We start from the raw sequence: 25,781 nt of genomic DNA, 5'->3' as shown, positions 1-25,781 counted from the left end.
ATAAAGTGATTCTTAGTTATGGAATGCCAATGAATGCGTTATCTACACGATAAACAGCGCCTTCACCTGTGTCCCAAGTTGGATAAATCATCACCACATCTAATGCACTAACATCTAAACCTGCACCCGCTAAATCAGCAAGGGTAAAGGTATATGTTTGCCATTCACCAATAGTAGGTTCTACACTTTCGACGCTGTCAGTTAATGGAATTTCGACAGCAGAGCTACCGTTATCAGACTCAACTTTGAAATTCCAAACTGAATCAAGATTATTTGGTTTTGAGATCACCTTTAACTCAAACGCTATTACACCGTTTTCTAATATCGAAGTAGCATCGAATGCTTCACCGCTTCCGCCTGCAGCTGTGCGGCTATTAAAGCCCATTACTGTTGCTGTTGCGCCAATAGTAAACTCAGCCGTTAAACCGTGTTCTTCATCATCCATTACTTCAACCGGTTTTGAACCACCACAACAATCCCACATTGGCCAATCTAGGTTTTGTTCATCACTGAAAAGATCGACTTTTGGTAAGTCACCTTCAATAGTTACATTGGTAATTAAGTACTCGGCACCGCCACCTGTTTGCCATGTAGGAAATACCATTAATACATCAATAGCACTTATATCGAGGCCTCTTTCTTGTAGTAAAGAAAGTGGAAACGTATAGGTCTGCCATTGGCCAGTAACAGGTGTTACACCTTCATTACTTTCGCTAAGTGGGACGTCGCCCGTATTAGGGCCGCCATCACCGGCTTCAGCCTTTAATAACCAAGTAGTTGAAGATGTTGGAGGAGTCACTACTTTCATATCAAATGATACACGACCATTTAAATCAAGCAGTAAAGAAGCATCAAATGGAGACGATGACCCTGCAAAGCCATCAGGGAAGTGACCGCCACGGGTTGAAAAACCTAATACTGTACCGTTATTATCGTTGATATTAAATTTAACTACGTCGCCTTTGTCAGCGTCGGTAATGGTTTCTGGTGTGGTTCCGCCACAACAATCCCAAGCGATCCAGTTTGCGTCTAAGCTACCATTAAAAATATCAAGGTTTTTTGCAACACCATCACTTGGTGGAGTAGGTACAGGCGCTTTACCTTCAACAAGTGCATCTTCTATGTTGTCGTAACCTGGACGCACTGTCTCACAGCCTTTACCTGTGTCAGTATTAGCTGCACATTGATAAACGCGTACGTAATCAATCTCAAAGCTTTGACCCTCTGCAAATGCTGCAGCGTCAACGCCTAAGTTATTTACGTTTTCCGGCCAATCACCACCAACGGCGTTATTTAAAATAAGGTAAAAGTCTTTATCAAAGGGGGCATTATCCCAATGTGTTGTAAGCTCGCCATTACCTTGTTCAAAGTATTCAGCAAACCAACCTTTATGTTTTAGGCCAACAGCTTCGTCTTTTGAGTTATAACGAACTTCAGAACGACGTTGTGTGGCATATAAGTAGCCATCAACGTACCAACGAATTTCGCCCTCTTGCCATTCAATAGCGTAAGTATGAAAATCGTCAGCAGGATTCATCCCTTCAGGGAATGTATACGCTTTACCAGAGTTCGAGTTGTTAGGCCATTCACGACCATAGTGAAGTGTGCCATGAATATTAGCTTCAACGGTGCCATCTTCAGCAACTGTTTTTAAATTTACCGCTTCTAAAATATCAATTTCGCCAGAGCGCGGCCATGTACCATATACTTCATTAGTTGGCATCATCCAAAAAGCAGGCCAGCTACCTTGCCCTGAAGGCAACTTTGCACGCATTTCAAAACGACCATAAGTAAAATCAGCGTTGTAGCGGGTGTTCAATCGTGCCGATGTATAAGGCTTTTCGGCACCTTCGTCGGCCGGTAAGGCGACTATGTTTAGTACACCGTCTTTAATGAAGGCATTTTGTTCACTGTCGGTGTAACATTGTTTTTCGTTGTTACCACCACCGGCACAATTTAATTCAAAGTTCCACTTGTTAGAATCAATACTTGCGCCATCAAATTCGTCACTCCAAACCATTTGCCAATCAGAAACCGGCTTTTGTGGATCGACTTTTGTGAAGTCAGATTTTGTCTCAGCACTTCCACCACAGCCAAATAGCATGGTCATGGATATTGCCGCAACAAGGCGGCTTACTTTGGTTGTTGTCATGTTCATTAGTTGAACCCCAGTATCGACAAAAATTTAAAAGTACTTCGTTGTGGTTGTTATTGTGTCTACGAACGAAGTTGTAAGCGCTTACATTTATCAGTGTGTGTGTTGTAAGCGCTTACATAGAGTATGCTAAGGTTGTAATTTGGTCAACAACAGACTGCTTGTTTCTTTAACTTTAAGTTTACATTACCTGCTTTTTTAGTTTTAAACTGAAAAGTTATTTAATTTTTAAATAACTTCAGAATAGCAATATATTAATGGAGATAGAGTTTTAGTCTAATAATATCAGTGAGTTGTTATTTTTTAGTGCCATCAAAATATTAAAAGTGAATCCACATGCTAATTGACAATATTTTTCTGTTATCGCTAAAAGGTATCTAATAGTAGGCATTTATGTTTATTAATTGGTTTTCAAAGGTCAGCGTTGAGTAATTAAATCAGCTGTTAATAACTTTAACAGCTGATCTGCCTAAATATTACTCTAGTGGCTTTGAGCATGCTTCTAAGGCTTTTAACAATACAGCTTTAAAGCGCTTAAAATCTTCAATATGGGGTAAATGACCTAAATCAGTCAGTTCAAATAGTTGGCTGTGAGGAATTAATGCCGCGGCTGATTTACCTAATTGATCGTAGCGGCCAAGTTCATAATCTACTCCTTGTTTCTTCCAGTTACGGCCAGGTCCTGTTCTGTCTCTTGTACCTATAATTAGTGAAACAGGCATAGTGAAGTTTTTAAACTCGGTGATAACGGGTTGAGTAAAAATCATGTCGTATGTTTTTGCGTTAACCCACGCTACTAGCTCTTTATCTGGGCCTTGAATTTGTCCGGTAATAAAATTCGTCAGAGCAGCAAATTGGTTATTCCATTTTCCGTCATAGTAATTTTTTTGCTGGTATGCTTTTACCCCGGCAGGTGTTTTAGCTAACTCATTTTTATAAAAAAAGTTAGTGTCTTTGTAATCAACATATTGCAGGTAATTTTCAAGGCCAATAGGGTTGAGTAAAATTAATTGTTGGGTTGTTTGTGGATACATAAGCGCAAAGCGACTTGCCAGCATACCGCCCATAGAATGACCCAATACAATTGATTTATTTATATTAAGTTGGCTCATTAAAGCATGGGTGTGACTAGCTAAGGCTGCAAAAGAGAACTGATAATCTCGTGGTTTAGATGATTTTCCAAAACCAATTTGGTCAGGTATCAGCACGCCATAACCGAGTTTTTGTAGCAATAGTGCAGTTTCAGTCCAGTAATGAGCGTTAAAGTTTTTACCATGCATTAAAGTCATAACGGGTTTACCAGCCTTTGCAGGTAAGTAAATATACGCCATTTTTAACGACAGCCCTTGTGAGTCAAGGTTAAAATAGTTAACGTCAAAATCGTAATTATAGTTGCTTAATAATGCGTCATAACTCAGTGGTTGCGGCGTTTGTGCATTTGCAATACCGAAGACAAAGCATAAACTTAATAACCATATTCTATACATAAGATCCCTCAATGATTTAAATTAAATCTGTCAAAACATATCTTCACATACTAAGCGAATAAATTCTAAAATTTAATACTATAAGTTAAGGCTTCCTTTGCTCATTCATCGGTAACCCTTATTGAGTATACGCTTTAAGCTGCTTAGGCCACGAATCTGTGTTGGGTGATAAAGTATAAAAGGCACGGTTAAATCGTAATAATAAAAAGCCCAGCATTGTTGCTGGGCTGTATTTTTATAGCTTCTTATTCTAGAAACTGTAACTCATTGATACCCACAAGCTGCGTGCTTTTTGGGTGGTATTGTAATCAGATGTACATTCGTACTCTTCCTCTGAGGTTGCTAATAAGCAAGTACGGCTTGATAAGTCGTCATCTAACAGATTATTAATACGGGCATTTAATGCTAGGCTATCATTAATTTTATAACTTGCTGCTAAATGATATAAATCATAGGCTTTGTAGTAGAGCTTTTGTGTTTCAGGGCCCTGTGGACCAGACACATTTGCCGTACCACGGTAACGATCGCTGCGGATTTCAGAAATAAGTGAAATACTCAAATCATCCAATGGTTGCCATGCAAGCGTTAAGTTATACATATTTTTAGGTGTATTAACTAAAGGTAGTCCTTCATCACGACCACTTTTTACTTCACTATCGGTGTAAGTAAAGTTACCACGTAGTGACAACTGTTCAATAATCTGCCAATTAGCAGCAATTTCAACACCACGAGTAGCTGATTTATCTACGTTAGCAGCTTGCGTAAAGGTGGTGCTACCGATGCCAGCCCAACCTGCGCCAATTTCAACACAAGGTTCATCAGCTATGGCCACTTCACAGTTTGGTAAGTTATCTTGGTTAATGATTTTGTCTTTAAAATCATTGTAAAACACCGTTACGTTACCACTAAAACTATCACTGCCATTAAAGTAAGCAGCCATTTCGTAGTTTACACTGGTTTCTGGTTGTAAGTCTGGCGTGCCAACAAAAGGTTTAGTACCTTGGCCACCAAAACCTGTAATACCAGAGAATAGTTGGTTTGGCTCTGGGGTTTTGTAACCTGTGCTGATACCACCTTTGAAAGTCCATTCATCAGCAGGAGAGTAGGCTAAATAAGCGCGAGGACTAACTTGTGAGCCAAAGATATTATGATGATCATAACGAGCGCCGAAAGTTGCAGTTAGATTTGTGGTAATTTCCCAGTTATCTTCAGCAAATACAGCTGTTTGACGATGATCTTGAGTCGTACCTTCACGGAAGCCATCCCCGTACATACCAAATACACCATCTTCCATTTCGGCATCAAAATATTGTGCGCCTACTACAAAATAGTGGTTATCTATATTTGATTCAAACTTAGTATCAATAATTAAGTTATCAAGTTTTAGTGTACGCATTGGGCGTGGTAAAAAAGTCTCATCAAGTTGAGCGTAAATTGCATCCGTTAGTTCTGGCTTGTCGATGCCTTGATCTTGTACTGCTTGGTCCCAAATGGCCTGCACACCTAAACGCTCTTGTACATTAAGAGGTAATGAGCGACCAAAGTTTTCACTGCTGCTTTGGGTAATGCTGCTGGTCAGCGTACCAACATCGTATCGACCAACATGTGCAAATACAAATTGCTCACGTTCAACACGTTGATATGGAGTATAACCAACGCGTGGCTGTACAATGCCTTTGCTAACACGCCATAAACTGACTGGGCTATCTAACGTACCTGTTTGACCTTCGGTGTTATCGTAACGCTGTTTGGCTATGTCGTACTCAAAGGTGATTTCATTCTGATTATTGATCAGGTAGTTTATTGTTGCGCCGGCATTCCAGTTACGTGCTGCAACGATTTTTTTATCGCCAAAACTACCATCATCAACCCACATGCTGCCATCTGGAAGTGGTAAACTTTCGCTGTAAGTTGGCTCACTTTCTTGACGGTCATAAAAACTACCACGGATCCCGTAAGTTAATCCCTCAACGCCGCTTGGTCCGGTCAAATATATATCGACTTTATTATCGTTACCGTATTGATCGTCTTGTTGGATATTACTGCTTACCGTGACGCTACCATGGGTGCTATCAAGATTTTTACGAGTGATAATATTGATTACACCACCGATTGCATCAGCGCCATATAAAGTGGACATTGGGCCACGAACGACTTCAATTCGCTCGATAGCCTCAAGTGGCGGCATATACATAAATTGGCTGTTACCAAAGTTGTTTGGGCCTATATTACCTACGTCACTTTGACGGCGGCCATCAATAAGCACTAGAGTATAGCTTGCGGGTAAACCACGCATGGTAATACTAATATTACCGTTTTTATCTTGTCCGGCACCAACATCGATACCTTCGATATCACGAAGCGCATCAGCAAGGCTAGTAAATGGCTTATTTTGTAGATCTTCGCGAGAGACAACTGAGACACTTGCAGGTGCATCTATTAATTTTTGCTCATAACCAGAAGCGGTGACAACCATCACTTCCATATTTTCAGCTGTGTCATCATCAGCAATAAGTGTTGTTGATGTTAATAATGCACTGATCAGTGAGGCCAGATAAAGCGGGCGGGATTTCATTGTACTTCCTTCATGACAAGAATAAAGATTATTAATCTAATAAGTAACCAAGGTGGGTATGATAACAATTATCAGTTGTATATTCAATTGCGAAATATTTACATTCAATGAATGATTTTCATATTAAATAAAGGTGGGGATGGAGCATGAGCATTAAAAAACCCAGCGTTTGATGCCGGGCTTAGTTAATTTAAGAGTATTTGCTTAGCCAAGTATTGACCGTGTTAGAGGTGCCTAATAAATGCAAATGGTATAGAGTTGTAGCTATTTAGAGAGCTTTATAAATTAAAGCGGGCACATATAGCAGTTAACTCATCGCATCATTATACTTTTCGGCTAGACTTTCTTTTTGACTTTCGGTTAGCGCTTTACCGGCTAGTTGAAATACTTCATGCTCTTCTTCAGCGAGATGATGATGTACAAGATGATGTAATTTTTTAGCGGTCACAAGCCACGCTGGTGAGCTCATATCAGTTTCTTCAAGTTGCTCAATCAATTCATCAAGTTCATGATGCTCTGCAATACTATGACGGGCTTTTTCATGGGTTAAATCATCAAACATCAAAGGATTGTAGAAATAACGCTCTTCAAATTTAGCATGTTCTACTAACTCATGTTTTAAATTATCCATAAGAGACTGTCTATTCGGTGACTCCCCCTGGGTTTTTATCAGCGCATCGACAAGCGAACGTTGTTTATCGTGATCATTACGAAGTGCTTCAAAAATATTCATGGGTTTTCCTTGCTTTACTCATTAATTACAATGAATATTGCAAGACGGAAGCCAACTTTTAAGTTGTTGTAATATATTGATTTAATTTTTATATTTTAGCTTGTTAGGATGTTTTCTTGTAAAAATTACCGAGTTAGGTCTTTATATTACATCCATATACATTGTTATTCAAAAGCAAAAAGGCCAACATGAATGTTGGCCTAAAAGCATATTTACACAAAATAAGAGAGTTATTTATTGGCGTCTTTTACCGCTTTTAACTTGCCTGCATGGTCAATCTCGAATGCTGGCATGTCTTTTTTGCCGTCAATTAAATAGTTATCCATCCAACGCATTAAACGTAAACTGTAATCATATTGCGCGGCTACTTTACGGTTACCATGACCTTCGCCTGGATAGTATACAAGGCGTACATCTTTGCCTTGTACTTTCATATAACGGTACAGTTCCATTGATTGTGCAGGGTGTACGCGAGGATCATCTTTACCATGCATGATCAGTAATGGTGTTTTAGACTGGCCAGCCCAGTAAATAGGGCTGCGCTCTAAATACCACTGCCATTTATCCCATGGGTATGAACGTGCATGCACAAGATTCATTTCGTTGGAAATATCAGTAGTTCCAAATTTAGATAGTTGGTTGGTAACACCTACAAACATTACGCTCGCAGCAAAGTGTTCAGTCAATTTTGTTGCGGCCCATGCTGATGCATAACCACCATAAGAGCCACCCGTAATACCAACACGTTTAGTATCAACTAAGCCCATTTCAACAAGATGCTGTTTAAAGTCAATTAAGTCGTCAAACTCTTTACCTGCATAGTCGTTTTGACCAAGCTTTGAATAATCAACGCCTTTACCTGTAGAGCCACGGTAATTTGGGTAAAAGACAGCATAACCACGTGCAGCCCCCATTTGACCTGGGCGCGAGTAGTTTGTTACCCAACCGTCTTTGTCATGGCTTTCAGGGCCACCGTGCACTGACATGATCAATGGATAGCGCGTGCCTTTATCATAATCTAATGGGTAGACTAATATGCCATCAATCTCAACACCGTCGCGGGCCTTAAGTGAAATAGTTTCTTGCTTAGCAAAACGTTTGTCATTCAACCAGTTGTTTGAATCCGTTAAACGTTGTGCTTTAGAGCCACGAATAATGAATACTTCATTTGGGTGCTTTGCAGTGTTTGCACGTAGCGCTAAGGTTTTATCTGAATCAGAAATACTCAGATTTGATGCAATAAATTGGCCTTCATTAATAATTTTTTTGTATTTATTAGAGCCGGTTTTAATGCTTGCGACAAAACTTTGCGTACCTACATTGGCAATAAAATTAAGCGTATTGCGTTTATGTGACCATTTAAAATCAACGATATGACCCATGAAATTGGGTAACCAATCACTTACTTCACCTGTTTTTGTGTCAGCTAAAAATAAACGACCAGCTGCTGGATCATGCTTATCTTCGGCACCTAGAATTGCGATGTAACGACCATCATGAGACAGTTCAGCACTGTCTAATTTACCTTCAGTAGCAAACGACATCGTCACTTGATTAGTCGCAATATCAAATAAGTGCCATTGTGATTTAGTGTATTTGTCGTCAATTAGCGCTGTAGGCTGGGTTTTTACTAATAACTTATCGCCTTTTGCGGCCCAGTTTACATCACTTACATAGTTCGCAACGTTAAGCGCTGTTGGTGTCAGAGGTTTATCTGTTTTGGCTAAATCGACAATAAATAGTTGTTTATCTTTTAAGCCTAGCTCATACACCTCAGCCATAAAGCCTAATTTTTTTAGCTCTTTTTCAGATTTATCAGCCGCTGGCATAGCTAAAATAGCGAGTTGTTTGTTATTCGGGCTTAACTGATAGCTAGAAATTGATGTGTCTTTAAGCGATAGTACTTTTTGCGCTTGACCACCATCCACTGGAATTTGATATAACGCGGTAAACTTGTCGTCTTTAAGTTTTGCTAAAAAGTAGATCGTTTTGCTATCGTTTGACCATTGAATACTCTTGATACTTACAGAGCCGGTAATGAAAGGACGCTCGACACCTTCATCATCGACGACATAGAGTTCGCTATAATTGGCGCCATTCTCGTCGACGTATAATTCACGTGGCACTGAGCGGGTAAATGCAACATTGTCACCATCTGGACTAATGCTGGTTTGAATAACTGACTGAATTTTAGGGATATCTTCTACAGTAAGCGATGTGGCTGCAAATGCCAGTGAGCTTGAGAGTCCAAGAGCCAGTGCTAGGCTAGTTTTTATCATGAATTTTCCTTCGCATGTTTTAATTATCAAAGGATTATAACAAGGTGTACCTTAAATGCTAAAATATGCGATTAATACGCAAACATTGTCGGCTAATGGCTGTAGCGCACACCAACATAAAAGCGACGGCCATTTTGATAAATGCCCGTTGGCGCATATTCATTACGCTCATAAAGGTAAGTGATCTCATCGGTGAGGTTTATCGCTTCAATAACAAAATCAAGGCTATCAGATATTTTAAAAGTGACGCTACCATCAAGTTGGCCAAAATCATCCATCATAGTCTCTCCCACACCCGTGGCAAAATGTGTGCGATAGTTATACGCCAAGCGTGAGCTTAGCCAATCATTTTCATAATAACTGGTTAGATTAATAGTGTGTTTTGAGGTGCCGGGTACATAATCGTCGCGCGCTGATGTGCTATCTGTTCGGTCGCCATCAACAAACGTATAGTTGGTGATCAAGCCAAAACCATAGATAAGCTCTTGTTGATAGCCAATCTCAACACCGCGAATAGTACCACCACTGCCATTGATTGGTCTGTCAATGGTCATTTCAATGCCTTCATGTTGTTCAATGGTACGTTTAAATTCAACAAATGATTCGACATCTTTATTAAATAACGCCACAGAAAGGAGGGCAGCATCATTAAAATACCACTCAACGCTTAAATCAAATTGATTGGCTCGATAGGGGTCTAAGTCAGGATTGCCTCCTTGACCCTGTGCTTGAGTGACATTGTAATTAGTTGAAGGCATTAAATGATTATACTGAGGACGTGACATTACGCGTGCGGCGCTGATACGGGCGATCAGGTTCTCATTCAAATCAATACTGATATTGGCGCTGGGTAATATATCGACATAATTTTTATTATGTTGCTGCCATGCAAAACTTTCTTGTTGTTCAACCGGTGAACCAATACGTTTATAAGCACCAGCGTCTTGCCTAGTATTTACAAGCCTTACGCCAAGGTTAGCACGGTAGTCATCACCATCTAGCATCAATTTAACATAACCTGCGGTGGTGCGTTCTTGAATATCAAATCTGCTAGCTTTTTCTTGTTGTTTTATAAAGTCGATAGTTTGGAAGTCTTTTGATAACGCACTAATATTGGCGAAGCTATAATTTCTGAGGGTATATTGATCACCAATATCGGACAAAAAGCCATGGGGAAAACTAGCAGGGTAATCCGCTAACGTCCAATCAAGCTGTTGAGCTATACCATCAAATGCGCCATTGAATGAACGGTAACGAATAAAATCGCGTTGATGGTCGCGGTATTTTGCACCTACTTTAATCGCGCTGATGATAGAATGATCAACTGCGCGTTCAAAATCACCTTGTAAATAGAGCTCTTGATCATTGGAATCTTGGCTGTCGTTACGTGCTTCTGTCAGTTGCCAAGCCTGTGCATCAAGGGGAGAAACATCATAATTGGCAATAATATTTTTACGCTCAGTGGTGTTTACGCTAAAAGCAGTATTGGCGGAAAATTGCGATGTGTGATCTTGCTTAGAGCCACCACCGCCTTTGGTAAAACCAATTTGGTATTGGTTCTGCCAAAGGTGTGCTTGTTGACTGACAATTAAATGCACACTGCTGGTATTTATTTCAGATTCTCGCCAAATAGCTTCCATTGCAGTACTAAAAGGCAGGTTTTGTGCATTTTGCTCAGGCACTTGTGAATAGCGGGCGTAAGTTAATGTGTTATCACTTATACGAGCATCACTGATATGGCCACCTCTGGCAAACACGCTACTGGGTTGCCATAAAAAGTTTTGGTTACTGTTATCGGCATTAAGTACTGAATACAAGGTATTAAGTTGAATATTCCAATCTAAGTTTGGTTGATATTCAAAATTCGCAGTTGCACTAGTCAAAATACGTTGTTGCTGGAAAATAGCTGAGCCACCTCCGCCAGGTGTCCAAATATTTTTTATATCTGCGGTGTTATCGTCACTTGCTGTGAGCGTACCATCTGTATTTTGTTGGAAGTTTTGCTCATGCCAACCCCAAGATTCAAGACCATCACGACGCAATGAACGTTGATTACGCGTGAAAGTTATCAGAGCACCAAAATTTTTATCTGGATTAGTCCAGTTATAAAATGCAGCCAGTTGTGGGTCAAACTCGCCAGATAAATCATTGTATTGTATTTGTGCGTTGGCAACAAAATGATTACGTTCGGTATGCAATGGACGCTGAGTTTTTATATTGACAGAGCCACCGAGTGACCCCTCGTTATGGTCTGCTTGCGGGGTTTTATAAACTTCAAGCGAAGATACTAAATCAGCAGGTAATAATGTGTAGTTAAAACCTCGGTTTGGCTGAGTTGAGATCCACCAATCGGCCGAGGCAATGGCTTGGCCATTCAAAAAAGTACGATTTTGCTCAGGTGTTGTGCCCCTGACACCGACACGCTCACCTTCACCTTGTGCACGCGATAGTGAAATTCCGGTAATACGTTGCAATGCTTCGGCAACATTTTTATCTGGGAACTTACCAATATCTTGTGCACTAATTGCTTCTATGATTGATTGGCTATCACGTTTATCTCGAAGTGTTTTGATAGCGCTGTCATGAAAGCCCCTAATTTGAATTGTTTCTAATTTTTTTTCGTCGCTGGTAACAGGGGGATTCGCCATACTCATAAATGAGCAGAGTGTGAAGAGAATCGTCATGTTAACAAAATTGACTGCTTTTATCGGCATATTCGACCCAGTTGAAGCGACATTAAAAATTATGCTGCAGCTAAGTACTTATAAGATAAGTGCTTAGCTGCGGGCTATGTTATGATTTACTGTACTTGCTTATAATACGCCTTCTTGGCTTATTTAACCATAGATTAACGTGTGTAAAAAACGAACTATGCCAACACCCGAGCTAAAACAGTTATTACTTAATGATGTACTCGTTGACTTTACTGCCTTAAAAGTGAAAGTGGCAGGGCGTTGGTGCGCGGTTGAAGCAAAGCAATTGATGTTGCTAAAATTATTACTTGAGCATCAAGGCCAAGCGGTTCCTCGTGATATAATTATGGATAAGATTTGGCCAGAAGTGGTGGTCAGTGATAACTCGGTGAGCCAGCTGGTCACCCAACTGCGTAAAAGTTTAAAGGATGATAAAAACACCGCGCTCTTTATTAGAACTGTCCCGCGAGTTGGCTATCAATTAATAGCACAAGTAAGCGATGCCCCGACATTATTAGACAAAGTCACACCAGCAACGCCACGTACATCCGTTTTATTTATTACGCTTGGATTAATTTTTGGCACCATCATTACACTTGTTAGTCAGTATTTACTTGCACCTAAAGCGCCGAGTTTAAATTATGAGTATCAATCACGGATCACCTCAGCTCCTGGTGCAGAAGTATTTTTACGTTATTCCCCAAATGGTAGATATTTAGCGTTTAGCCAGTCAAACGAGCAGCAAAGTCAGTTTGATTTGGCGGTTTATGATCAACAAAGTAAAACTGTCCACAGTATTAAAAACTCAGGTTATTCTGAAGAAGCGCCAGTATGGTCTCCGGATGGTAAATGGCTGGCATATTTTAGATATGATCCACTGAGCTGCGATATTCGGGTGATCCCTGTATCTAACGCAATTGAAACGTGGCGTTTGAGCCCCGAGTTTAAATTGACCCGCTGCCAACAACGCCACGGCCCAACCAAACTACATTGGGTTGATGAGAATACGATTTATACCACTCATTGGCAGGATGAGCAGCCACGGCTAGTAAAATATACCTTAGCATTTACACCTACGCCAACTTTATTAGAGCAGCAAATCGTAGGGGATTTTAAACCAATCACTTTTGATATTAACAAGCATAATAAAATGCTGTTACTGGAAAAAGATCAAGGCTGGTTTAGCGTTAGTGAAGTTGATTTAACACAATCACTTAAGCGTACTGAAATAAAGCGCAGTCGTCATAGTCATGCGCCGTTATTATTTGACAGTGAAGACAATTATTATTGGCTCGGGGATGATGCATTACGCCGTTATGACTATCAAGGTAATGAACAACTAGTTCACCAACCGCTAGGCTTTGTTGCCGATTTAGCGGTTAACCCGCAAACAGGCGATATTGCCCATGCTGAAGGACAAGCGCGCGTTAATTTGTATCAAATTGAACTCGATTTTACTCAGGATTTGCCTCAGATCCGTAATGCTGTACAACTGTCATCGTCGGCACGAATGGATATTTTACCTGCGGTATCTCCCGACGGGCAGCAAAGCGCGTTTATTTCATTACAGCGCAGAGGGATCACGGGCTTTACTCATATAGAAGTATGGCTTAAGCATAAACAACGTAAAACCGCGAACTTGATCGCTACTCTGCCCAGTGATATTACGCCAAAATACCTGCTTTTTTCTCCTAATGGTGACAACGTATTATTGGCTGACGAGCAACAAAATGTGTATTTGATCAATACTTTTTCGCGGCGCTTAGTACCAATAATTTCGGGTTTTGAGCAGCTTAATGCAGTGCATTGGTCGCCAGATAGTCACAGTATTTATTATCAAGTTAAAAAGCAACAAAGCACGAATGAACAGGCACAATGGCAAGATTGGCGTTATGATATTCAGCAGATGAGTAACTCATTGGTTGCTGATAGCGTTAAGTTTGAAACCTTAGACGAAGAACATCCATTGTGGCAACTTAATAGCTCGTATTTAGAACATGATTTACACGTGCGAACTTATCTATCAGCGGTGTTAGAGCAGCAATTACCATTAGCGCAATTATTGCCATCACTTGAGTTATTTAAGCCTGCGGTATTTAAACATGGTATTTATTATGTACTCCGTCAAGGGCATCAATTATTGCTGTATTGTTATTTAACAGAGCAAAAGCGTAATGTGTTTATAAAAGAGCTTGGTGTTTATGGTTACGACATTGATATTAATTTAAATATCAGTAGTTCAACAGACGGGCGTCAAGTGGTATTTAGTCAAGTGGATGGCATTGAAACTGATATTCTATTACACAAAGCAGTTAAGGTAGTGTCGCCATAAATTGTTTGATTCGGCTTTGATCCCAGTTACGAGCATTCGCTTCTTTTAGAGCACTATTAGCCAGTTTTTTAGCGTGTTGCGGTTTATTACTAGCAGCTTGAATTCGCGCTTTTAGTAATAATAATTGTGGGTGTTCACTATCATCTATCAGTGCTGAATTTAATGCGGCAGTTACTTGTTGGGCGGGCTTTTTTAACTCAAAAAGCAATAAGGCGAGATCGCGTTTGGCACTAAACAAGCCTTGCTCTGCTGCAGCTTTTAACCATTTTAAGGCCTTATTAGGCGCATAATCCACATATTGGCTATTGAGTAACTCTCGGCCTAAACGGTATTGCGCATTAGCAAAGCCACTTTGTGCTGCGAGCACAATCCAATTCAATCCTTTTTCACGATCAACTTTACCGTACTCGCCGCGAAGCATATTTGCGCCAATACGATACTGCGAATTAGCATAGCCATTGACAGCTGAACGCAGTAGTAATTCACTGTTAGCATTTGCTTGTTGCCAGTGATATTTCAATAATCTAGTTGCGTTGTAGTCGTCAGAACTTAGCCAATTGGCAATATAATATTGCACTAAGGCGTTACCTTGTTCGGCGGCATCAATTAAGTCTGAAATTTTTTCATTGTATTCACGTTGTTGGCTTTTGAAGCTTTGTTCATACTGTTTACCTTTATAGGTCGTAAAGTGATACAGTAGAGAACGGTTGTAATAGGGCAATGTTTGGCTATCACCTTGATATTTCCAACGTTTAACTGCGTTGATAATGGCTTTATCAAAGGTTTTTTCAGGGTATGAATCAATTAAGGAAACATCTGTTACTGCGCCGCTTTTATCAATATCAAACTCTAACCAGACCCAGCCTTCGATACCATTTTTATAGGCATGTTCTGGGTATTTTGGCTCTACAGTATAGCTACGTTGTGGACTCGCATGAGGGGCTGGACTGGCGTTTAACTCTGGCCGTAATTGTCGGTCATACCACTGAAAGCTGAGTTGTTTTAGCAGTGCATTATAGGCATCATCAAGAGGTTGTTGATTGTTACTCTGTCTGGCTATCAGCATTGCAGTATCGCGTGCATCAAGTAAGCCAAAATCTGCCGCTAAACTAAACCAGGCATAGGCTTGGGCTTTATTTTTTTCAACCCCTTGGCCATGTAAATGCATAACAGCAATATTGTAAATTGCATCGGCATTACCCAAATAGGCTAATTGTTGGAATTCGCGCTTCGCATCGTTGAAGTTTCCCTGATGGTAATCGAGAGTTGCACTCAGTAAGTCAGCTTTAGTCTGGAACACAAAAAATAGGCAAAGCAATACAATTAAGAATTTGTAACGACAAAATCTTGTTGTTTGTTTATTGTAATGACTAACTGTGCTTTCTGACACGTATTATGCTTCGCCGATGTTGATCGAGTAACTTTTTTACCTATTGATTGTACTTGTTTTGTTTATTATTACTAGCGCCTTTGTGCTACTAATAATGGTAATTTCCTAAGCATGAAAAAAAGCAGGCAGTCAAATGACTACCTGCTTTAAACCCCTGGGCATAGGGGCGATGCCGTCCTTGGCGAGAGTCGAATACCTGTGTTAGCTTGGAGTTCGACAAAAATGGATATTAAAAGTTAAAACGTACTCCGGCTACAAAACGACGACCATCCGCGTAAACACCGGTCAGTGCTTGTTGCACACCTTTTTCTTGATAGCTAAAGGTATGCTCGTCTGTTAAATTAATTGCCTCTAACACAAGCGCTAGATTATCGTTTACGTTATAGGTAAAGTTCGCATCCACCTGACCATAATCATCAACATAACCATGGCCTTGGCCTGAGTTGTAACCAGTACGGAAGTTATATGAAATACGGGTACTAAAGGTTTCTGTTTCATAGTAAGTACTTAAATTGACTGTGTGTTCAGAGTTACCTGGAATAATCGTATCATTGCCATCTGCATCTTTTGCTTCACCATCGACAAATGTGTAGTTAGCATTTAAGCCAAAACCATCAAGGATTTCTTGTTGATAACCAAGTTCAAGACCTTGGATACGACCCGATCGACCGTTAGTCGGGCGGTTTACTAAGATCTCAACACCTTCATGTATTTCAAGATTTGGTGAAACATCTAAGAAAGATTGAATATCTTTGTAAAATACAACAGCTGAGAATAAACCTGCGTCACTGAAATACCATTCAACCCCAGTATCAAACTGGGTTGCACGATATGGGTCTATATCAGGGTTACCACCGCTGCCTGTCTGTGTTTCGAGGTTATAAGAGGTTGAAGGAGTCATTGATGCATAATCTGGACGCGACATAACACGTGCTGCACTGAAGCGCAGTAGTACATCGTCATCTAAATCAATTGCTAAATTGATGCTCGGTAAAATATCAAAATAGTCACGGTCATCATTGGTCCATACTTCCGAGCCACTTTCACCTACATAGGCTGCCGTTGATTGCTGAGTTTGCACCAAACGAACACCTAAGTTACCGCGCATACCTTCAACATCTATATCTGCTTTGATATAACCTGCGGTAATTTTTTCTTCAACCTCAAAGGTACTCGCTTTGAGTACACGGTAGTTCCAATCAAGAGCATCACCTTCACGGCGAACTTTATCTGAGTCGGTGATTGCGTAATTACTCAGTGTACCGTCAGAGCCTAGGCCTGATAAATAATCTGATGGCATTGATAGCGAATAGTCTGCTAAGTTCCAGCCCAAATCGGTGCGGTTATCAGTGGTGTGTTTAGTATTAAAACGTGAATGGTCTCGGTACTTTAAGCCAAACTTAACTTTACTAAAGACAGCGATGTCAATTGGGCGCGTAAAATCAACTTGTAGGTAAGTTTCATCATCCTTGGCATTATTATTATCGTAACGTAAAAAACCTAGATCCCAGTTTTTACCATCAGCTGGATCTGCACCATAGCTAGTACGCACATCTTCTACATTTGAGGTGTCGAAACTATGTATATAGTTACCTTCCCATCCAACACTGCGATCAGCTTGCGAGCCGCCGCTGCCTTCGGTATATCCAACATGTACACTGGTCAACCATAAATCACCTTGGTAATCCGCTTTTAAATCGTATGACTTAGTGTTGATTTCAGAGTTACGTACTTTGGTCTCATCAAGAATATTATTAGCCGTCGGTGATAACCCTAAAGTCCCGCCAACGAGCATAGTACCAACTTGATCATTTTCTATTAATGTGACATCAGTGTATTGTGAGCCACCGTAACCAGGCAGCCAAAGAAAGTTTTGATTTTCATTATTTGCTTCAAGGGTCGAATCAAGGGCATTGAAGGTTAAATCTAATTGCTCAGTAGGTCGATACTGCACAGCTAAATTGATACCGGTACGGATACGCTCTTGTAAAAACATGGCAGAACCACCACCGCCTGGGCTGTATACGTCTTTGTACTCAGTACCATCTTCTAAGGTGATATCACGTTTTGCCCAGCTCCATGATTCAATACCATCACGGCGCAAATTACGCTGTTGGCGAACCAATGAAATAAGTGCACCGAAGGTTTCGTCTTCAGTTTTAAAGTTGTACATTGCAGAGAGTTGTGGGTCGGTTTCGCCTGAAATTTCACTGTATTGAGCAAGTACTGAGCCGGCAAATTTATTCGCTTCTAAATCAAGCGGCTTACGAGTTCGTACTATAACAGTTCCACCTATAGAACCTTCATCGATGTCGGCTTCAGGTGATTTATAAACTTCTAATCCAGATACAACTTCAGAGGGCAGCATCGTGTAGTTAAAACCACGGCTTGCGGCAGAGTTTGTCCACCAATCGGCAGAGCCAACAGCTTGGCCATTCAATAATGTGCGGTTTTGGCTCTCGCTCGTACCACGAATACTAACACGTTCTCCTTCACCAAAGTTACGGCTAATTGATACGCCAGTTATGCGTTGCAGTGATTCTGCAACATTTTGATCGGGGAATTTACCGATATCTTCCGCAGTTACTGCATCGACTATGGCATTTGAATAGCGTTTAGTATTTAGCGATTTAACAACGCTGCCACGAATACCACGAACTTGGATTACTTCAACTTCATCTGTGCTTTTAAGCTCGGCGCCGTGGGCTACCATAGGTAAGCTCAATGCCGATGTAATAAGTGATGCGCTAACTGCTAAATATAGCTTATTTATTTTTACTTTTAACATCCTCGATTCCCCTTGAATCAAAACTTTATTTTGTTGTATCAGATTGTGTATATGTTATTCGTACCTATGTATTCACTTTTAAGATCCGAATTGCATTTAAGACGCTGTCTACAAACTTAAGCTGGCAACTAAGGGAGATTAGTTTATGGCTACCTTTATTTGTAAAAGTAACCTGTACCAGCTTTGTTTGTGCCTCTATTAAACGCCTTTTTAAAAATAGAGTCTTGAATTTGGATGAATAGTTATGAAAGTGACAAAATTGAAAATAAAATGATGCAGTTTGCTTTTTAATTTATTTATATCAATAGTTTAAATTTATTATTTATTTTTGTTTTTTAATAAATTAAGTTTACTCAATCTATTTTTTGATTTTAATTTTTACAATTCACAACTAGTGGATTAAAAAATGAAAGGAAAAAGGTAATTGAACAAGATTATTGGCATTAGTACACCCGACGTTTATTTAGAACGTTTAATTACGAGCGTATTTTTGTGGCTAAAAATGAGTGGGAAAATAATAAAGATTGATGCAGGACGGATCTGATTATCTTAGATTTATTGAAAGTGCTTATACCAATCGTGTTAAGTTACTGACCATTTAGCTCGCTAGAATGGTTAAATATTTAAGTCGATTGGTATTATAACCCTTTATGGTTTGATACTTAAGAAGAGTTGATCGCAGAGTTTTTTAGCAACTCATTAACGGCGAGTTAAGATTTCACGATAGGGAAGTAACTAAGAGCAATAGGTTCACGTTTACTTTTAAATTAAGCGCCTAGCAGGCTAGACACTTAATTGCTTTATAAACTCTTTTTCGGTGGGAGTGCAACGTTGGCAAAGATTAATCCAGCCACCAATGACATAAATATTAGAAAGGTTTGTTGGCCGATGTGCTCAGCATACACAAAGTCTTGCCCTTCAATTAATGAGTTTAGACCTATGTAAGTTTTGCTACCTGGAACTAATACAATCAAGCCTTGCATGGCAACAATTGAGGCAGGAGCGTTTGCTACGCGGTTAAATAGGTTACTAAATACACCCACCGCAAATGCACCTACAAATGTTCCTAAGGTGTAATCTAAATACATCGCAGAGCCAATACTGCTGCCATAAGCGATAAAGCCAGAGGCGATAGACCATGTAGCATGTTTTAGTTTGGTTCTAAAAATAACGATTAAGCTGCTACAGAGTAAAAAGATTGCCAACCAAGCCGTCCATTTAGGTAAAGGGTCAGGTTGTACGAAATCGGCTTGGCCGAATAGTGCAAAACCAATCGCAATGCCGATGAAGGCACCAAAATACAGTTTAAACAACAGCATAAAAGCATCCATCACACGCGCTGTACCAGAAACTAAATGCCGCGCTGCAAGTTCTGCTAGGCCCAGTGCTAATGCAAGCCCGGGTATAAACACAATAATCGCAGACAATACCACTAAACGAATATTAATCCCGACGTCTAAATGCACGCTTACAGCGCAGGCCAAAATAGCCGAGACTATCGCCACTAATGGCTCTAACATATGGCCTACGCGTTTTGAACGCGCTGACCACAGTACAAATAAGTAAACGACAGAGGTAAGTAGCGCTGACCAAAATACGTCATTCCAGCTGGTGCCCATCAGCATTGCAAATGCGCCGCCAGAGGTAGCAAAGGCAACCCCTGTGGTAAAGCGATTATACGGATTTGGCATAATAAAAATGGCGTCGAGTTGAACGTCAACTTCTTGTAGCGTGAGTTCGCCATTGAGCATTTTATTAACCAGATCATCGGTATCGGCTAACGACCCTAAATCGTGATCACCAGGATCAACACGGGCAACGTGAGTATATTCATCTTCATGGCCATCTGTCCAAATCACAAAAGTTACGGAAGTGGGTGACATTACAAATGAAGATTTAAGATCAAGGTAAGTAGCCACTTCCATTAAGTGAGCTTCGAGTCGATAAGCTGGGGTACCATACTTATGAAGCATCTTACCCAGTTTAACGATAAATTTGCGCTTTTCTGTAAACGTTGCGGTTTTCAAATTTGTATTGAGCCAAAATTTAAATTATTCAGTTAAAAAATATAGACAATACATCTAAATTTGCCTAGCTAGTTTGGCGGGAATTTTAAACACTAATCACCGCCTGTCTAGTTTTTTTTATTTGTTTTTAGCCTCAATCCACTGCGCCATATATTGAGTGCTGCGCATTGTGTGGTGTTTGAGCATTTGGCCTGTAAAATTTGCTTCGCGGTGAGCTTGTAATTTCTCTTTAATCAATTGAATTTTAATGATTAAATTATTAGATAAAAGCTGTTTGTCGTAGTGCGTTTTTAATATCGTATTACCGGCTGTTTGTGCCTGCGTAAATAAACTTTTATTTTGATACAGAGCCACAGCGGCATCGGCAAATTGCTGCGGCTCATTTTCAACCACACCACTCCAAGGTAAATCATGGTGCATGCCCTCACTACCAATTGTCGTTGTAACACTGGGTGTTTGCATGATCATCGCCTCTAACAGCTTTCCTTTAATGCCAGCACCAAAACGCAGCGGTGAGATGCACACACGCGCACTTTCCATTACTTGATAAGCATCAGCGGCCCAGCCTTTAATTAAAAAGCCAGTTTTAGGGTTATTGAGTGCCGTGGCTTTTGGCGGTGGGTAAGAGCCATAAATATGTAACTCAGCCTGCGGTAATTGTTTACGAATCAGCGGCCAAATTTGCTGTAAATAGAGTACGGCATCCCAGTTTGGGGCGTGGCGAAAATTACCTATGGTCATAAAGTGTTGGCGTTGCTCAAACGATTTAGTTTGCTCAGGGAGTGAGCTTAAATCGACCATAAAAGGCAGATGATGCAATAAGTTACTGTCGACTTTAAATACATCAGCAAGTAATTGCATTTCATAACTTGAGATAATTAAACTTAAATCACAGCGTAAAATAGCGGCTATTTCTCGTTTGGCGATGTCAGAATGTAAATCACTATGATTAAATGCTCGGTTGCCTTTATGCGCTTCATGGCGGGCATTGCGTAAGCATTGTAAATCTTCAGTATCAAGGATTTTTACTGCGTTAGGGCAATGTTTATCTACTCGCCAGCCAAATTGTTCTTCCATCATAAAACGGTCAAACATGACGATATCAGGGGCGTAGTTGGTAATATATTCATCAAAACTTGCACAATTAAGGGCAATAGTTGCGCTGCTGATCCCGTAGTCATCCAGATTAACCATATGCTCGGTTTTTTGAGCGGGACTGGCAAATTCAACCGCCCAATTTTCATTTTTAAACGCTTTTAATAGCGACATCATATGAGTGCCTGCCGCTGATGAATTTGGTTCTGGCCATACATAGCCAATTACTAAGACTTTTTTCATTGACTTGAATCTCTTACTTGCAGATGAACATCGACTAAGGTACGCACCGCAGGAGTGCCTTGATTAAGTAATTCTTGCAGTACTTGGCAAGTATGCTTACCAATATCGTCCGCATTGATGGTGACACTGCTTAATGAGGGAGACATTAAACATGAATCAGCTAAATCATCAAAACCGACTACTTTTATATCCTTACCGGGTATCAAACCATGTTGGCGAATGGCTTCTATGACACCGTATGCAATAACATCATTAAAACAAATAATCGCTTTAGTCGCAGGGTATTGCGCATGCAACGTAGCAAAAGCATCGCGCCCGCCTTGACGGTTCGTGGCGGCAGTGATCGTTGGTTTGTGTTGATGGATATTAAACTGCTTTAAGGCACTGTGAAAACCACTTAAACGTTCATGATGATCAGAAATATCATCAGTTCCACCTATAAAAGCGATATCCTCAATACCTTGTTGTAAAATATGGCTAGTGGCTAGATGAGTGCCTTTTTTATTGTCCGGTAATATTGTCGGGGCGGCACAAAAAGGCACTTCGCGCATAATGTGAATGACCGGGAAACCACTATTGATCAGTTCATCAACCCACTGCTGGGTAGTTCCCGGGGCAGGGCACATGATAAATGCGGCAACATTATATTCTTTGAGTGTTTTAACAACTTGTGTTTGGCGCTCCACACTTTCGGCGGTGTTCACTAACATCGGTAGCATGCCAAGGGTATGAATATGGTTTTCAAGTCCTACCGCTATTTGCGCAGAGTAAGGGTTAGTTAAGTCATTAATAACTAACGCCACTAAATTAGAGCGGCGACTTCTCAGTGCTGCCGCATCTCTATTATATACATAGCCAAGCTTATCAATGGCATGCAATACTTTTTCTTTGCTTTTATCACTGACTTTGTCACTGTGTGTAAGCACTAACGACACCGTTGACTTAGAAACTTGTGCTTCTCTGGCAACGTCAAAAATAGTTATTTTATCGGTTTTTTTTTTCATTTTAATGTATGCGTCAGCAATTGCTTGAACGAAGGATCCAGTTTAACGCAGTTTGAGCTAATAAGTCATCTATCGGCGTTATTGAAGGTAGAATCGTAAAAACTTTATGAATGTTGCAAAACATGTTTATATACAGGAATTAATAAAAAATACCAAGGATACACTATGAAAAGCATGCTGCTTTTATTCGCCCTCTTATTGAGTGTTGGCTTTAGTCATTTTAGCCATGGCGCGCAGGGGTATCAAACCCCATCAAGTGATTTAGCCGCGCTGGTTGATGCTAAATTAGCACCGAGTAGCTACCTATCGGCTGATGGTCAATGGTTAGCGCTGTTTGAGCTAAAACGTATTGAAACATTAGATGATTTAGCAAAAGAAGAATTGAAATTGGCGGGTATAAAGTTAAACCCGGCAAACTTTTCACGCTCACGTCCTCGCACTAAATTTAGTGCGTTACAAGTTAAACATATTGCGACTGGCGCTGTGATTACCGTTAATAATTTACCTCAAGGGGTGATCCGCTCACCTAAATGGTCAAGTAATAGCGAATATTTAGCGTTTATTGTTGAGCAACCAACTCAGGCGCAATTGTGGGTGTATAACGCCGAAACTAAACAAGCACGTCAGTTGTCAACTGTGGCTCTTAATTCAGTGCTAACAGCTACCCCTTATCAATGGTTACCAGATAGCACGGCAATTGTTGCTAACCAAGCGGTTAACCTTGGCAAGCCGAAATTAGTTAGTGATGCAAATAGCGTTGTGCCGGTTATTCAACAAAGTAGCGGTCAAAAAGCGCCAGCACGGACTTACCAAAATTTATTAACCAGCCCGTTTGATGAGTTGCAGTTTAAGTTTTACGGCCAAGGTCAATTAACTTATATTCCTCTGAGCGGTGTTGCGTTATCGATTGGCAAACCAGCATTATTTAAATCATTTTCGATCTCGCCTGATTCAACCAATATTTTAGTAGCCACTATCGACGAACCATTTTCGTATCAAGTACCCTATAGCCGCTTTGCGACAACGTGGCAGGTGCTTGGCATGCGTGGTTATACGTTAGCGCAATTGTCTAAACAGCCACTGGCCGACAACATTCCACAAGGTTATGACAGTGTGCGAACGGGGCGTCGTGATTTTCAGTGGCGTGATGACCAAGGTGCCGAACTCATTTGGGCGCAGGCGCAAGATGGCGGCGATATGAAAACCGATGTGCCGTATCATGATCATCTATATAGTTTACGCTCACCTTTTAAACGTGAACCAAAACTATTTGCTAAACTAGAACGACGTTTTTCAGGTATTGAGTGGGTGAATGAAAACGTTGCGTTTTTAACCGAGTGGCGTTTTAGTGATCGCCAGTTACGTACCTATGTGATCCAACCACGCGATGCGGATAATAACCGCGTATTGTTTTCACAGCGCAGCTATAACGATGCTTATAAAGATCCGGGCGACGCTATTTATGAGCGAAATGATCTCGGTGTAAACGTTATTAAAGTGGTTGGTGGACGTTATATATTTTTGCGCGGTGATGGTGCGTCAGAGCAAGGGAATGTGCCATTTTTAGATCAGTACGACATTAAGACCAATACAACCAAACGTTTATGGCAATCAAAAGCGCCATATTACGAGCGAGTTCGTGCCATGCTTGATGATGAAGGTGAGCGATTAATTACTATTCGTGAATCTAAGAGCGAACAACCTAACTTCTTTATTCGCGATTTAGATGCCGACACTCTGACTCAGCTCACTACCTTTGAGCATCCATACCCGGCGTTTAAAGGGGTGACTAAAGAACTTGTGCGTTACCAACGTGATGACGGTGTTGAACTCTCTGGTACGCTATATTTACCTCCAGGTTACGATAAAACGCAAGGTCCATTACCTGTATTAATGTGGGCATACCCACTGGAATATAAAGATAAAGCAGTTGCATCGCAAGTACGTGAATCGCCGTACGAATTTACCTACATAGGTTATTGGGGGCCAATGCCTTACCTCGCAAAAGGTATTGCTGTATTTGATGATCCGAAGATGCCAATCGTCGGTGTTGATGGTAAAGAGCCAAATGATTTATTTAGAAAGCAGTTAGTTGCAAGTGCCAAAGCTGCGGTAGATGTGCTGGTCGAAAAAGGCATTGCAGATAAAGATAAAATCGCCATTGCAGGCCACTCATATGGCGCCTTTATGGTAGCAAACTTATTAGCCCACAGTGATTTATTCAAAACCGGTATTGCCCGCAGTGGCGCCTATAACAGGACCTTGACACCGTTTGGGTTTCAAGGAGAAGAACGTGATTTTTGGCAAGCACAGGATGTATACGCCAATATGTCACCGTTTTTTCATGCTGAAAAAATTAACGAGCCGATGTTAATGATCCACGGCCAAGAAGACCCGAATTCTGGCACCTTCCCAATGCAAAGCGAGCGTATGTACGCTGCGCTCAAAGGTTTAGGTAAAGAAGCGCGTTTAGTGATGCTACCTTACGAAGCCCATGGTTATCGTGCCCGTAAAAGCTTATTACATGTTTTATGGGAACAAGAGCAGTGGCTGGATAAATACTTGTTAAGTGACGAAGCTCCTGTAAGCGATGCTCAAGCAAATACTGAACCTTCTGTTTCAGAGTAAATTGAAAGCGCGGTTTATGCCGCGCTTGTTAATTTAATTATATGGGGATGAAGACCCACCCTTAATCTCACGGCACCTTCCCGATGCAAAGCGAGCGTATGTACGCTGCGCTAAAAGGTTTAGGTAAAGAAGCGCGTTTAGTGATGTTACCTTACGAAGCTCACGGCTACCGTGCTCGCAAGAGTTTACTGCATGTGCTTTGGGAGCAAGAGCAGTGGCTCGAAAAGTACTTGTTAAGTGACGAAGCTCCTGTAAGCGATGCTCAAGCAAATACTGAACCTTCTGTTTCAGAGTAAATTGAAAGCGCGGTTTATGCCGCGCTTGTTAATTTAATTATATGGGGATGAAGACC

The 25,781-nt window shown here is 40.7% G+C and carries 13 protein-coding genes and 1 pseudogene; 3 read left to right on the top strand and 11 right to left on the bottom strand.

The window, feature by feature from the left end; genetic code table 11:
• Positions 1-16: 16 nt before the first annotated feature.
• The 6 genes from H5180_RS00395 to H5180_RS00370 form a co-directional block, all read right to left on the bottom strand.
• Positions 17-2,158 (bottom strand): glycoside hydrolase family 16 protein, encoded by a 2,142-nt coding sequence (locus tag H5180_RS00395; protein ID WP_182757426.1) that lies wholly within the window; start codon positions 2,156-2,158, stop codon positions 17-19.
• A 473-nt stretch (positions 2,159-2,631) separates the two neighbouring features.
• A complete protein-coding gene (locus H5180_RS00390) occupies positions 2,632-3,642 on the bottom strand; it encodes an alpha/beta fold hydrolase (RefSeq protein WP_182757425.1) in 1,011 nt (336 codons plus the stop codon).
• A 250-nt stretch (positions 3,643-3,892) separates the two neighbouring features.
• The gene (locus H5180_RS00385) at positions 3,893-6,217 is read right to left on the bottom strand and encodes a TonB-dependent receptor domain-containing protein (RefSeq protein WP_182757424.1); all 2,325 of its coding nucleotides are present in this window, start codon (positions 6,215-6,217) and stop codon (positions 3,893-3,895) included.
• Between the two features lie 307 nt (positions 6,218-6,524).
• The gene (locus H5180_RS00380; RefSeq protein WP_145234283.1) at positions 6,525-6,950 is read right to left on the bottom strand and encodes a hemerythrin domain-containing protein; all 426 of its coding nucleotides are present in this window, start codon (positions 6,948-6,950) and stop codon (positions 6,525-6,527) included.
• A 230-nt stretch (positions 6,951-7,180) separates the two neighbouring features.
• Positions 7,181-9,229 (bottom strand): S9 family peptidase, encoded by a 2,049-nt coding sequence (locus tag H5180_RS00375; protein WP_145234281.1) that lies wholly within the window; start codon positions 9,227-9,229, stop codon positions 7,181-7,183.
• A 92-nt stretch (positions 9,230-9,321) separates the two neighbouring features.
• Positions 9,322-11,913, bottom strand: a complete 2,592-nt coding sequence (locus H5180_RS00370) for a TonB-dependent receptor (RefSeq protein ID WP_145234279.1) — start codon at positions 11,911-11,913, stop codon at positions 9,322-9,324.
• A gap of 187 nt (positions 11,914-12,100) precedes the next feature.
• Here H5180_RS00370 and H5180_RS00365 point away from each other — a divergent pair, with 187 nt between their 5' ends.
• Entirely contained in the window at positions 12,101-14,254 is a 2,154-nt protein-coding gene (locus H5180_RS00365) for a winged helix-turn-helix domain-containing protein (RefSeq protein WP_182757422.1), read from the top strand.
• Here H5180_RS00365 and H5180_RS00360 read toward each other — a convergent pair.
• The 5 genes from H5180_RS00360 to H5180_RS00340 form a co-directional block, all read right to left on the bottom strand.
• Entirely contained in the window at positions 14,235-15,554 is a 1,320-nt protein-coding gene (locus tag H5180_RS00360; RefSeq protein WP_145234275.1) for a TonB family protein, read from the bottom strand. The two genes, H5180_RS00365 and H5180_RS00360, sit on opposite strands and share 20 nt — an antisense overlap.
• Before the next feature lie 319 nt (positions 15,555-15,873).
• On the bottom strand, positions 15,874-18,432 hold the full coding sequence (locus H5180_RS00355) for a TonB-dependent receptor (protein ID WP_145234273.1): 2,559 nt from the start codon (positions 18,430-18,432) through the stop codon (positions 15,874-15,876).
• A gap of 800 nt (positions 18,433-19,232) precedes the next feature.
• The gene (locus H5180_RS00350) at positions 19,233-20,459 is read right to left on the bottom strand and encodes a threonine/serine exporter ThrE family protein (protein WP_149980016.1); all 1,227 of its coding nucleotides are present in this window, start codon (positions 20,457-20,459) and stop codon (positions 19,233-19,235) included.
• Between the two features lie 117 nt (positions 20,460-20,576).
• The gene (locus H5180_RS00345; RefSeq protein WP_182757421.1) at positions 20,577-21,797 is read right to left on the bottom strand and encodes a glycosyltransferase; all 1,221 of its coding nucleotides are present in this window, start codon (positions 21,795-21,797) and stop codon (positions 20,577-20,579) included.
• A complete protein-coding gene (locus tag H5180_RS00340) occupies positions 21,794-22,801 on the bottom strand; it encodes a LacI family DNA-binding transcriptional regulator (protein WP_182757420.1) in 1,008 nt (335 codons plus the stop codon). Before H5180_RS00340 ends, H5180_RS00345 begins: the two co-directional genes overlap by 4 nt.
• 174 nt (positions 22,802-22,975) lie before the next feature.
• On the opposite strand from H5180_RS00340, the gene H5180_RS00335 reads away from it, so the two are divergent.
• Together H5180_RS00335 and H5180_RS00330 are read left to right on the top strand one after the other, a co-directional pair.
• Positions 22,976-25,429, top strand: coding sequence for a prolyl oligopeptidase family serine peptidase (locus tag H5180_RS00335; protein WP_259399518.1), 2,454 nt, complete (start codon positions 22,976-22,978; stop codon positions 25,427-25,429).
• Between the two features lie 71 nt (positions 25,430-25,500).
• Positions 25,501-25,725 (top strand): annotated as a pseudogene (locus tag H5180_RS00330) (alpha/beta hydrolase family protein); the annotation flags it as partial.
• Positions 25,726-25,781: the final 56 nt, after the last annotated feature.

The organism is Pseudoalteromonas sp. SR41-4 (genome assembly GCF_014163985.1).
Classification (GTDB): Bacteria; Pseudomonadota; Gammaproteobacteria; order Enterobacterales; family Alteromonadaceae; genus Pseudoalteromonas; species Pseudoalteromonas rhizosphaerae.
Note: the sequence above shows the minus strand (reverse complement) of the source record. Positions and strands in the feature narration are given on the sequence as shown.